The organism is Marinobacter sp. (assembly GCF_048266785.1).
Taxonomy (GTDB): domain Bacteria; phylum Pseudomonadota; class Gammaproteobacteria; order Pseudomonadales; family Oleiphilaceae; genus Marinobacter.
The window spans coordinates 39,077-50,667 of the sequence record NZ_JBLWYX010000020.1 but is presented as its reverse complement, the minus strand read 5'-3'; the positions used below and the strand labels follow the sequence as shown (position 1 = coordinate 50,667).

Genomic DNA, 11,591 nt, shown 5'->3' with positions numbered 1-11,591 from the left:
TTCAATGACGGCATGCCACCTGTGGTCGCGGAAGAAAAACTTAAAATACTGTCCGGGATTAGTTGACCACTACAAGGCGTTACTGAGATCGGTTTGTTGACGATGGGTTAGGCAGCTTCGGATGACGCTTCAGATTCAATGAAGGGCTCATCGCTACTCTCTCCAGTACAGGAAGCCAGCCAATACTCGACTTCGGCCTGCAGCCAGCCTACCGAGGCACCTACCAGTGATACCGGAAGCGGAAATGCTCTCTCGTGAATGTATTTGTACACCGTGGCCCGAGCCAGGCCTGTTAGCTCAATAACTTGCTTTATTCGGAGGACCCGAAGGCCCGTTTGGCCTTTGCCTTCCTTTCCAATAGTGACGGCCCATGGCGTAGTGTGCTCTGCATTTCCGGCGACGGAATCACGCTCGCGAATTCGTTCAACAATCCATCGCTCTATTCGATCTGCTGTCCAGCCAACTGACATGCCACCAAGCTTTATGGGGCAGGGGAATAAGCCTTGGCCTGAAAACTTATAAATTGATGAGCGGCCAAGGCCTGTCTTTTGAATAACGTCTCTGAGCCTGAGGATTTGCATGATTGACCTCCCGATCTCTTGGTTCAAAAGATCGGAAGGGCATGTAGAAAATAATCAGATTGTCCGCTACCGAGGTTCGCTGGGCTTGGTTATCTGCAGTGAAAGACACCGCGTTCAAGGCGTGCTCACCAGTGGCATAAACGGTGGTCCGTCTGGTCCGGAATCATTTCTGCGCTCTCGGTATCGTGGAGAGCAAAGGGCAGGTCAGTGGTGGAGTGGCTATGCCCGTCGTTGCCAGTGCGCTGTGTTCTAGCTCATAGATATCGGTAATGCTGTTAGCCGTTACCTTTTCCTTCTTCGGATTGAAACCTAGAGCCAACGCAAACGTATTTGTTTGGGCCAACTGGTTTTGATCCGGCGTCGTAATCTCCAGTGCGAATTGACTGTGTTTGCCTTTGTGAGGGCTTGGGAGGATCTGGAAGTGGTAGTTGTGGATTTGCTCAGGTAGAACTTCCGAGTCCTTAAGAGCTTTTTTTATCCCAATAGCGATGCTACGCACGGTAGTCCTCAAGTTCACTTCGATCAAGTGAAGCAAAGGCAGGTTGGGTTGTTTGCTTAGTACGGCCTTTTTTTGTCCGGGATGCTCGTCGTCATCCACTTCGATGATTGCGCGATAGGCCGACAGCCACTCTCCTCGGATTTTCTTGCTGATGATGGCATCAAGGTCGACGACTGCCAGTTCTGATAGCTCCTTCCAGAGTTCCGATAATGTCCGTGAGGCTAGATCATGGCAAAGCCAGTTCAGGAAAATCCAAGGGGCGGAAGCGTTAAGATTGCCTGCCCGGTTTGCGAGCTTGACAAGCTCGTCACTTTCGCCAATCTGTCCTCTTGAAGCACGCATTAGCTTCGAAAGGTGATTGAGCAATTTCAGGCGTTGGTAGTGAAAAAAGTTAAGGTCTTCTTCTGTAAGCGGCGGAACTGATCGCTGAAAAAAAATCACTATGCCCCTACGTGCACACTGCTGACCGAAGCCAGGATGCCTTAGATTTAGTGCGTGGACGCTGTTATACCGTCCAGTTAGGCCTGTTGCGTTTCCGCCCGGGAGTGAAACCCGAACATAGTGAAACTCCCGGAGCTTCGTCATTTGGTTCTTAACCTGTCGGGTAGCCAACCCAGTCCTTTGAGCAAAATCAGAAAAACCGACATTTCTGATTATTCCCCCCGCGTCGGCCTCCTCAAGTAAGGCAATCATCAGCACCCGCTGCGGTATCGTTAACTGATGAGGCCGTGCACTAATCGAACGTGAACTCCATATCAGTAACTGGTCGATTTTGCGTTTGTGTAGGTGCGGTTGTTTGCTGAGGGTAAGCGAGCATATTTTCGGTTCTTCAATCTTGATCCGATACCGGACCTGAGGGACCTCCGTTGGTTCGGTCTTTAGGACTTCCAGAATGCCTAATGAACGCAGCTCTGTGACGACCGTGTAGAACCTCGACTTCGGTAACTCGATTGCGCGAATGATTTCCATCACCTGGTCTAGCCAAGGCGACTGATCGCCATAACGTGCCGTGAATTTCAGTAGAAAGAACTTCGAAAATGGTGAGCAATCGATGTGTGAAAGGCGTAGCAGCATGACAATTTTAGTATATTGAGTAGGTACGATATAGCATACTCATGCAACATAACGTTTGTACAACGTTTTGATCATGATATGGTCTTATGAGTGACGTTAAATGATAACGAGAGTCATTATCAAATTTTGGGGGTAGCCGCCAAGTGAGGTCAAGAATTGAGAAATGGGCTGATCGAGTTCAGAGAGATGGGCTTGAAGAATTCGCGGTCGGGTACCTTCAGGAACGCAAAGTGGACCTCCCAGTCAATAACCGTTGGAGGTCTGTGGCCGATATGACGCCACGAGCAAAGTTAGCCGAAATGGTTGCAGAAGTCCTGCGTTCGGAGGATGGAGAATTTCGGTTTAGATTGCTGCAGGATGCTGTAAGGCAAAAAAGAGCAGCTTTGGTCCGTGAAAAGGAGAAGCGATCGATCAAACGCCTGGATCTCAGAGACTCTGTGTGCGCCAAATTGGAGTCGCTGTCCAAGGTTAGCAGGCTGCGTCAATCGACACTGGTTGAGAATCTGATAAACGATGAAGCTGAGATCAGAAGGAGTGAGAGTGTTACCCTGAAGCATCAGCGCCAGATAATGAAAGAGCGTTCTCAAATACTGAAGGCGAAAGGTGATGAGCTCGAATTTCGTGAAAAACGGTTATCTCACCAGGAAGGGAGCCTCTCCAAGAGGCTGTCTCGGTTGGAGGCTTATGAAAGACTGGTAAACGCGATATTGGCTTGTGAGGCGAATGACCTCGATGGGGTGATGAATGTCTCCGAGAAAGGCATTGAATATGTGCATGCCTTCACAGCCTCGCGTGACTTGGCTTGTGAGATTCGGGACGTAAAAAATGCTTGGGAAGAGGTTTGTAACAAGCATGGCTCGGGCATCAAAGATGATTGATGCAAGCAGCAATCAGAGTATTAACTGGGTTTTTTAGTTCGATCTAGGTAATCAGCCCATTCCTGCATCATCACCTTCCGATCTTCAAGGCGCGCAGAGCGGTTGTAAGCAGCTGCAACCTGATTGCGTTGCTTGTGGGCCAATTGAAGCTCAATTATTTCCGGTAGCCAGCCCAGTTCATGCAAGAGGGTCGATGCGGTCGCTCGAAACCCATGTCCGACCATTGTGGAACCGTCGTAGCCCATCGACTTGAGTGCTACGTTAATAGTGTTCTCTGACAGTGGGCGGCCCCGTTTGACGGATTCGAACACCAGACTTTGATGGCCGGTAATGGCCTTGAGCTCTTTCAGGATTTCGACGGACTGTGTCGACAGGGGCACAATATGATCCGGCACTTGGCCTGCTCTCTTGGCCTTCTGAGTGCCTTTCATGCGCTTGCCTGGAACGACCCAGATGGCAGTGTCCAGATCGATCTCGCTCCATTCCGCGTTTCGCAGTTCGCCCGGTCTAAGGAACAGCATAGGCGCGAGTTTTAAGGCAGCTCTGGAGGATGCGTGCCCTCCGTAGGCGTCGATTGCTTTGAGCAGCTTGCCTAACTCATCCGGGTTGGTAATCGCGGATCTATGTCTTGTTGGCGTGGTTTTGAGTTGGCCTTTCAGCGTGGCTGTGGGGTCTACCTCAGCACGATCAGCTGCTACTGCAAAGCGAAAGATCTCGCCAATGCGTTGCCGGATTCGATGAGCGGTCTCGAATTTGCCCTGTTCTTCAATGGGTCTCAGAGCTTCCATGACAGTCGCTGGCTTGATTTCCCTGATCGGCACGTGACCTAGTTTAGGGAAGGCCCAGGTTTCAAGCCTTCGCTTCGAGACTTCCAGCGTGCTGTCGGCAAGTTCTCCTTTCTTGAGCTCGAGCCAGTCCTCCGCAACGGCCTTGAACGTGTCCGCTTGCTCCTTTTTGGCAGCTTTCTGCTCTTTTCTCACCTCGTTTGGATCAATGCCGTCGGCAATCTGCTCCCGGGCCTCCTTTCGACGCTCCCGAGCCAGTTTCAGCGAGACATCTGGGTAGACGCCAAGTGCAAGTGTTTTCTCCTTGCCGTCGAATCGGTATTTCATCCTCCAATACTTCCCAGATGGCTGGATGTCCAAGTAAAGTCCGGCGCCATCGGCGAGCTTGGTTCGTTTGCCGAGCTTCTCGAACTTGGCGGATTGGACCTTTTTGTCGGTCAGGAGGTTTATAGGCCTGGACATGGCGGGGCTTGAACTCTTTTTGGGGGTACAAAATCTACTATAGCGGGGTGTATTTCAGTTTGCACCCCAAATGTACCCCCAGAATGCGTAGATTGGGGCGGAATATTGTGGATCGATAAGGATGCGGGTTGTCGGTAAAGTACTTTAAAAACAGTTAGTTGATGCTTGCGATGGATCGGTACGGAAGGGTAAATGGTGCCCTCGGCAGGACTCGAACCTGCTACCTTCCCCTTAGGAGGGGGACGCTCTATCCAGATGAGCTACGAAGGCGCTTCTTTCAGAAGATCGGTATGATAACGGCCTGAGGCTTATGGCTCAAGGTGTTACCGTGTTTTCTGTTGGTCCGGGAGTTTGCTTTGTCTGACCCTTTCTCGCTAAGCATTGTTGTGCCAGTCTGGATGGAGGCTTCGGGCGTTGTGGAAACGCTTGGCGCTCTGCAACCGTTACGTGCCGCGGGGCACGAAGTGATTGTTGTGGATGCGGGGAGCACGGACGGCACAGCCAGACTGGCACGCCCGCTTGCGGATCGGGTGGTTCAGTCAGAAAAGGGCAGGGGCGCGCAGATGAATGCGGGTGCCTCTGTTGCCAAAGGCCGTGTTTTGATGTTTTTGCATGCGGATACCCGCCTTCCGTCAAATGCACTGGATTGCCTGAGTGAGTTTGTTGCAAGCGATAAAGCCTGGGGCCGCTTCGATGTGCGCCTGAGCGGCCAGGGTTCGATGTTCCGGGTGATTGCCTGGTTCATGAATCAGCGTTCGCGGTTAACAGGTATTTGTACCGGGGATCAGGCGCTGTTTGTGCGCAGGGAGATTTTTGAAGCTCTGCGCGGGTTTGATAGCCTGCCGATCATGGAGGATATAGGGTTCTCCAGGCGCCTCCGCCTGGTTTCCCGGCCCTTTTGTATTCACGATCCGGTGGTCACCGACAGCCGGCGCTGGGAGCAAGGTGGCGTCTGGCGTACGATTTTTCTTATGTGGCGTTTACGCTGGCGCTACTGGCGCGGCGAATCACCCCAAGCGCTTGTTCACTCCTACCGTTCGGATGTTCGTAATGGCAAAGATTGAAGCCCCCAGTGCGCTGTTAATGCAATTCGCCAAGTGGCCGGAAGCGGGGCGGGTGAAAACCCGCCTTATTCCGGCACTGGGTGTTTCCGGAGCGCTGGATGCGCACTTAACCCTCACGCTTGCTGTGCTGGATAACCTGTGTGGCAGTGGCCTTCCTGTACAGTTCTGGTGGGATAGGGCAGTTGAGGCTGTGCCAGAGGATGCGCAGGAGGTTGTTCGCGCCATCGAGCATCAAGGCCTGGAGCAACGAATACAGAAGGGCGCTAACTTGGGCGTTCGTATGCAGGGTGCGCTGGACAGCGGCCTGGAGTCGCACCCGTTGGCGATTATTGTGGGCAGCGATTGCCCTTCGGTTGAGCCGGGTTACGTGCACCAGGCCGTGGCTGGTCTGCAGGAATACGATGTGGTTTTGGGGCCGTCTGATGACGGTGGCTACGTGCTGATTGGCGCTCGCCGGGTGGTTCCGCACATGCTCGATGATATTGCATGGGGCACGGAGGGGGTTCTTGAGCAAACCTGTGAACGGCTCAAAGAGCTGGGGCTCAGCGTTGGTTTGCTGGAGCCCCGCTGGGACGTAGATGAGCCCGAGGATTGGGCGCGTTTTCAGCTTACTTTGCGGTGACCGGCGGTTGCTGAAGAATAAGATCGCGGGCTTTATTGGCACTCAATCCTTCGCCTCCGGTCACTACGCGCAGCGCCCTGTCACGCTTTAGTACCGAATGCCTGAAGGTGGCTTTCAGCTCTTCAAGGCTGACGGCTTTAACGGCTTTCGCGAGCTTCTCGCGAGAATCAAAGCCATCTGCACCGCGGTCAATCTCGCGCCAGTAGCGCTCCGAGATTTCCCCCAACTGACGATCCCGTTCCATAAGGCCGCTGACAACCGCCTGTTTTTCACGCTCAAGGCGCTCCTCACTCACCTTGCCAAGAGTGTTCTCGAAGCCGTCAGTGAACTCGCGAACCGCTTGGTCAATGGCCTCCTGGCTGGCAGTGGGGGATTGAACCACAAAGCCCAAGGCCGGAGTTTCGAGCATCTCGAACGGTGTCGCGTACACAATGTAGCCAAGCTGGCGCGTGGTACGGATTTCTTCATAGAACGGGCTGCTGATAATCTGCGCCAGCAGGCGGAAGCGGGCGCGCTCTTCAAAGCTGGTGGTCTTGCCCTGAGTGTAAAGCGTGTACCCGGTATCCGGATGTTCGACGTTCAGGGAAACCAGCATTTCCTCTGCCGGCAGCTTGCGCACACGGCTGCGCTCGACCGCTACAAAGTCACTCTTGCCCAGAACAATCGCATCAATCTGCTGCGCCAGGTTGAGTGCGTAGGCTTCTGTAATGTTGCCGTGAACCAGCAGCACGGGATCGACTTCCGAGAGCAGGGCCTCGGCAAAAGACATGAGTTCGTCGAGGGTTACGTCTCTGGCAGCGAGGAGCTTTTCTTCGGTGCTCCAGGTGTCCTCGAGCAGAGCTGTCTGGATGAACTCCGATGTCTGTTCCACCGGGCGGTCTTTGGCTTTGTTTTGTAGGCTGTCTATCAGGTTTTGTCGGGCGATATCAAACCGCTGTCGGGTGACCTCCGGGGTGGCAACCTGCATGAGGATGCGGTTCATCAGAGTGTGCAGTTTGTCGCTGTAACCACCAACCCGCACTGTAACGCCGCGCAAGTGCGGATAGATGCTGTAATCCAGCCCGGCAAGGCGTGCGGAATAGGCCCAGGCGTTCAGATTGTTGTTGATACTGTCGACCAAAAGCCGTGTGAGAACATGGCTGCGAGCAGATACCCGTGCCGCCGGCGTGCGCAGGCTGAAAAATACGTTGGCTTTTGGCGTGTTGAAGCGTGTATCCCGGGCAAACCAGATCGCCATACCCTCGTGATTACCCAGCAGTTCGGGCTTATCCATGGTTTTGCCCGGCACCATGGCCAGGTTTTCCGGCACAAACGGGTTGGGCAATGGAAGCTCGAGCGCTTTGGCGAGTGCGTCTGGTGCTTGGGTTTGCAGCGCTTCCGCATTCAGGGGCTCAATTTGCCAGGGTGTTTCATACCACTGAGTGAGGTTTGGATTCTTCAGCCCGAGCTGTGGTGCGAGCAAATACACCATTACGTTATCTGGAGTCAGTCTGGACAGAATATCCCGGTACTGATCCGGTGCGTAACGTTCCATCAACCAGGGTGCACTTAGAATGTCGTCTGCCGGGTAGTCCTGGAGTTGGCTCGACAGGCGCATGGCCTCATGCATGGGCTCGGCCTGTTCGCGAAAACGAAAGTCGATTTGTGCCAGCCGCTGCATTTCGTCAAAACGCTGTTGGTTGATGCCTTGCTCACGAATGATGTCTATGCACTGGAACACCAATGGGATGATCTCGTCATGCCGGCCCAGGCCTTCGGGCGTCAAGGCAATGCTTATGTCCAACGTAGCGTTTTCGCCCGTGTCCATACCAATGCCTGCTGACAGGCTATCGGCCAAGCCGTTTTTCTTGAGCACATCAAACAGGCTCCCGGGGCCTTCGTGGCCCAACAGATTGGCAATGTAGCTGGCGGGCTTTGTGCGGTAGTTTTCTTGCTGCGATGGAATCGGGAACGATAGCGTCAGGCTGCGTACATCCTTGATTGCTTCTGCAGTTACCTTGGCGGGCAGCACATCGGCTTCAAGTAGGCTGGCGGAGTGGACCCGTTGTTGCAGGTTGCGGTTCTCAATGGCGTCAAAGCGCGCTCGCACCATGGTTTCAAGCGTGTCGAGCGGCTGCGGACCATATACTGCGAGGGTCATCAGGTTGGCCGAGTAACGGGCTTTCCAGAACTCGATCAGATCGGGCCGAAGCGGGTTGTCGTCGGTGTTTTCAAGTGTGGTCAGGTTGCCGACGGCGAACTGGTGGAAAGCGTGCTCAGGATTGCTGGTGGCTTTCTTGACGGAATAGAAGCGCCGACCATCTTCCATTTGTTTGGAACTGAATTCTGAATGAACCGCGTTGCGCTCGCGGTCGACAAGTTCGGCCGTAAACAGTGGGGCTGCGAACTGTTGGGCGAAGCGATCCAGCGCGGGCTCCAGGTAATCGGCCTGGATATCAAAGAAGTAGTTCGTATTGCTAAAGGCGGTAAAGGCATTATGACTGCCGCCGTGGCTTTTGATGAACTGTTGATATTCGCCCGGCTCCGGATACTTTTCCGTTCCCAGGAATAGCATGTGTTCCAGAAAATGTGCGATACCCTCGCGCTCTTTTGGATCATCTCCACTGCCAATGCCGACGTTCATGGAGGCAGCGGCTTTGTCCGCGTCCTTATCGGATACCAGAATCGCTCGTAAGCCGTTATCCAGCTCAATGAAGCGGTATTCGTTGTTATCGTTCGGGCTCTTTTCCGGCGTTTGTGCCGCTGAAGCAAACGAACTGACAAATAACAGCAACAGCAACGCAAGCGCATTTGTCGTTAGAACCTGCATTCTAGCGTTCAAGTGAATACCAATTCGCATAGGGCCTCTGTTATCCGTTAAGGAGCTTCTGGAAAGTTATTCTGATATACGGTCTGGCGCAGAAACGATGTGCTCCGTTTCAATGCATCATTGCCTTACGGGTATTTTCTGGCTGTTGGTCCAGAGTCTTGCGAGCCAGATCTGCCGCTTTGTCACCATCAAGTTCGCCTGAAGCAATGCGCTCAAGCACGGTTGCCATGATAGCGACGGACTGGCGGTAATCGGCAAACTCTGCCTGGAAAGCGCTATCGATTGCTTGATAGACGGCCTGGATTTTCTGTTCCCGGTCTCCGGAATTTTTCGCAGTGTCGTTGATGGCTTTCAGGCAGGCACGGGCAATCGTGATGTAGCGTTCGGCGTTCGGGTTGTCATTCTGCATTGTCTGGTTTCCGGATATTGCTTGGTTTGTGAAAAGGGTTGACGCCTGAAGAGGCAGCAAGTTCCGGATTATCGCATTGCTGGCAGGCTGTTTCATTGCTTTGCGGTAATTCAGCCGCGGGGAAGGCATACGCGGATTACTGTGCTAATCTCAGATTCGTCATGTCGACAATAAATACAGGCACGCTGGCCAGATGTTAGAGTAATAGCTCTACTTAAAACAACAGGTTACAGAGTGAAAACTCTAAAAATTCCGATACATGAAAGCTGCATTTAGTTACAATGCCGCCTTACATGACCGCCATAAGACTTTGGTCTAATAAGGTCAGCTTTAACAGACAACAACAGAGCAATATGCAGGGTGGATTATCAATGAATTATTTCCTGACCGGTGGTACGGGGTTTATCGGCCGCTTTCTTGTAGAAAAGTTACTGGCGAGGGGCGGTACCGTGCACCTGCTTGTGCGCGAGCAGTCTGCGGGCAAGCTCGACGCGCTCAGAGAACGTTGGGGCGTTGACGAGTCCCGTGTTAAGGCTGTGTTTGGCGATCTTACCCGCGAAAACCTGGGTATTGATGCGAAAACCCTGAAAGCGCTGACAGGAAAGGTCGACCATTTTTTCCATTTGGCTGCCGTTTACGATATGGGTGCCGATGAGGCAGCTCAGCAAGCCACGAATATTGATGGTACCAGGGCCGCAGTTAATGCTGCCGGCGCGATGAAGGCCAAACATTTCCACCATGTTTCGTCTATTGCAGCCGCGGGCCTGTTCAAGGGCACTTTTCGCGAGGATATGTTTGAAGAAGCTGAGAAGCTGGATCATCCGTACCTGATGACCAAGCACATATCTGAAAAAGTTGTCCGTGAAGAATGCAAAGTGCCATTCCGTATTTATCGTCCGGGTATGGTGGTCGGTCACTCTGAAACCGGCGAAATGGACAAGACTGATGGGCCTTATTATTTCTTTAAAATGATTCAGAAGATCCGTCGCACATTGCCACAGTGGGTGCCGACGATTGGCGTGGAAGGTGGTCGCCTGAACGTTGTCCCCGTGGACTTTGTCGTTGATGCCATGGATCACATCGCGCACCTGGAAGGCGAGGACGGAAAGTGCTTCCACCTTGTTGATTCTGACCCATACAAAGTGGGCGAAATTCTTAACATATTCTGTGAGGCAGGCCACGCACCCAAGATGGCTATGCGTATCGACTCTCGCATGTTCGGTTTTGTGCCACCGTTTATCCGCCAAAGCCTGAAAAATTTGCCGCTGATTAAACGGCTGACCAGCGCTGTGCTGGACGATATGGGCATTCCCCGCTCAGTGTTGTCCTTCATCAATTACCCCACCCGCTTCGATGCCCGTGAAACCGAGCGCGCGCTGAAAGGAACGGGTATAGAAGTGCCCCGCCTCGAGAGTTATGCACCGGTGATCTGGGACTTCTGGGAGCGCCATCTCGATCCTGACCTGTTCAAGGATCACAGTCTGAAGGGCACTGTTGAAGGTAAGGTGTGTGTGATAACCGGTGCAACCTCCGGTATCGGCTTGGCAACGGCTGAGAAGCTGTCGGAAGCTGGCGCTATTCTGGTGATTGGCGCCCGCACCAAGAAAAAACTGGACGAGGTGGCCGCCGCCCTTGAGGCAAAGGGTGGCAGTGTGCACGCCTACCAGTGTGACTTCTCCGATATGGAAGACTGCGACCGGTTTGTGAAAACCGTTCTGGATAACCATGGCCATGTTGATGTGCTGGTGAACAACGCCGGGCGTTCGATCCGTCGTTCGCTGTCGTTGTCCTTCGATCGCTTCCATGATTTTGAGCGCACCATGCAGCTGAATTACTTTGGCTCTGTTCGCCTGATCATGGGCTTTGCACCGTCCATGCTGGAGCGCCATCGTGGGCATGTAGTGAATATTTCTTCCATTGGTGTTCTTACCAACGCGCCACGCTTTTCGGCTTATGTAGCGTCCAAATCGGCACTGGATGCATTCAGCCGATGCGCAGCGTCTGAATGGTCAGATCGCAACGTAACGTTTACCACCATCAATATGCCGTTGGTGAAAACGCCGATGATTGCGCCTACTAAAATCTATGACTCGGTACCGACGCTCTCGCCGGAAGAGGCGGCAGATTTAGTGACGAGCGCAATTGTTGAGCGCCCCAAGCGTATTGCTACGCGCCTTGGTATCTTTACTCAGGTGGTGCACGCATTGGCGCCGAAGATGGGTGAAATCATAATGAATACCGGGTATCGCATGTTCCCGGATTCATCTCCGGGAGTAGGTGGCAAGTCCATTGCAAGGCAGAAGGTATCCACGGAGCAGGTGGCATTCGCTGCTGTTATGCGCGGTATTCACTGGTAAACAGTATTTTTTGTAGCTTTGAATCGAAAAAACCCGCATTTTAATTGCGGG

Annotated in this window: 9 protein-coding genes and 1 tRNA gene; 4 read left to right on the top strand and 6 right to left on the bottom strand. The window is 53.1% G+C overall.

Features of this window, described 5'->3' with window-relative positions; all coding sequences use genetic code 11:
• Positions 1 to 107: 107 nt before the first annotated feature.
• Both ACN0V1_RS19125 and ACN0V1_RS19120 read right to left on the bottom strand, forming a co-directional pair.
• Positions 108 to 581 (bottom strand): AlpA family phage regulatory protein, encoded by a 474-nt coding sequence (locus ACN0V1_RS19125; protein WP_417519293.1) that lies wholly within the window; start codon positions 579 to 581, stop codon positions 108 to 110.
• 163 nt (positions 582 to 744) lie between these two features.
• Positions 745 to 2,049 (bottom strand): hypothetical protein, encoded by a 1,305-nt coding sequence (locus tag ACN0V1_RS19120; RefSeq protein ID WP_417519291.1) that lies wholly within the window; start codon positions 2,047 to 2,049, stop codon positions 745 to 747.
• Positions 2,050 to 2,417: 368 nt separating this feature from the next.
• On the opposite strand from ACN0V1_RS19120, the gene ACN0V1_RS19115 reads away from it, so the two are divergent.
• A complete protein-coding gene (locus ACN0V1_RS19115) occupies positions 2,418 to 3,032 on the top strand; it encodes a hypothetical protein (protein WP_417519289.1) in 615 nt (204 codons plus the stop codon).
• 20 nt (positions 3,033 to 3,052) lie between these two features.
• Here ACN0V1_RS19115 and ACN0V1_RS19110 read toward each other — a convergent pair whose 3' ends face one another.
• Both ACN0V1_RS19110 and ACN0V1_RS19105 read right to left on the bottom strand, forming a co-directional pair.
• Positions 3,053 to 4,279: a tyrosine-type recombinase/integrase gene (locus ACN0V1_RS19110; RefSeq protein ID WP_417519287.1), complete on the bottom strand. Its 1,227-nt coding sequence runs from the start codon at positions 4,277 to 4,279 to the stop codon at positions 3,053 to 3,055.
• Positions 4,280 to 4,472: 193 nt separating this feature from the next.
• Positions 4,473 to 4,549 (bottom strand) — tRNA-Arg (locus ACN0V1_RS19105).
• A gap of 86 nt (positions 4,550 to 4,635) precedes the next feature.
• Here ACN0V1_RS19105 and ACN0V1_RS19100 point away from each other — a divergent pair.
• Together ACN0V1_RS19100 and ACN0V1_RS19095 are read left to right on the top strand one after the other, a co-directional pair.
• A complete protein-coding gene (locus tag ACN0V1_RS19100; RefSeq protein ID WP_417517529.1) occupies positions 4,636 to 5,343 on the top strand; it encodes a TIGR04283 family arsenosugar biosynthesis glycosyltransferase in 708 nt (235 codons plus the stop codon).
• Entirely contained in the window at positions 5,330 to 5,965 is a 636-nt protein-coding gene (locus ACN0V1_RS19095) for a TIGR04282 family arsenosugar biosynthesis glycosyltransferase (protein WP_417546525.1), read from the top strand. Before ACN0V1_RS19100 ends, ACN0V1_RS19095 begins: the two co-directional genes overlap by 14 nt.
• On the opposite strand, the gene ACN0V1_RS19090 is transcribed toward ACN0V1_RS19095, so the two are convergent.
• Positions 5,952 to 8,774, bottom strand: a complete 2,823-nt coding sequence (locus ACN0V1_RS19090) for an insulinase family protein (RefSeq protein WP_417546524.1) — start codon at positions 8,772 to 8,774, stop codon at positions 5,952 to 5,954. The genes ACN0V1_RS19095 and ACN0V1_RS19090 overlap by 14 nt on opposite strands.
• A gap of 109 nt (positions 8,775 to 8,883) precedes the next feature.
• Positions 8,884 to 9,183, bottom strand: coding sequence for a hypothetical protein (locus tag ACN0V1_RS19085; protein WP_417546523.1), 300 nt, complete (start codon positions 9,181 to 9,183; stop codon positions 8,884 to 8,886).
• Between the two features lie 371 nt (positions 9,184 to 9,554).
• Here ACN0V1_RS19085 and ACN0V1_RS19080 point away from each other — a divergent pair, with 371 nt between their 5' ends.
• Positions 9,555 to 11,540, top strand: coding sequence for an SDR family oxidoreductase (locus tag ACN0V1_RS19080; protein ID WP_417546522.1), 1,986 nt, complete (start codon positions 9,555 to 9,557; stop codon positions 11,538 to 11,540).
• Positions 11,541 to 11,591 lie beyond the last annotated feature (51 nt).

Bases quoted from the DNA above. Each gene is read 5' to 3' on its own strand.
- ACN0V1_RS19125 (WP_417519293.1), bottom strand. From the start codon at position 581: ATGCAAATCCTCAGGCTCAGAGACGTTATTCAAAAGACAGGCCTTGGC.
- ACN0V1_RS19120 (WP_417519291.1), bottom strand. From the start codon at position 2,049: ATGGAAATCATTCGCGCAATCGAGTTACCGAAGTCGAGGTTCTACACG.
- ACN0V1_RS19110 (WP_417519287.1), bottom strand. From the start codon at position 4,279: ATGTCCAGGCCTATAAACCTCCTGACCGACAAAAAGGTCCAATCCGCC.
- ACN0V1_RS19095 (WP_417546525.1), top strand. From the start codon at position 5,330: ATGGCAAAGATTGAAGCCCCCAGTGCGCTGTTAATGCAATTCGCCAAG.
- ACN0V1_RS19090 (WP_417546524.1), bottom strand. From the start codon at position 8,774: ATGCAGGTTCTAACGACAAATGCGCTTGCGTTGCTGTTGCTGTTATTT.
- ACN0V1_RS19085 (WP_417546523.1), bottom strand. From the start codon at position 9,183: ATGCAGAATGACAACCCGAACGCCGAACGCTACATCACGATTGCCCGT.
- ACN0V1_RS19080 (WP_417546522.1), top strand. From the start codon at position 9,555: ATGAATTATTTCCTGACCGGTGGTACGGGGTTTATCGGCCGCTTTCTT.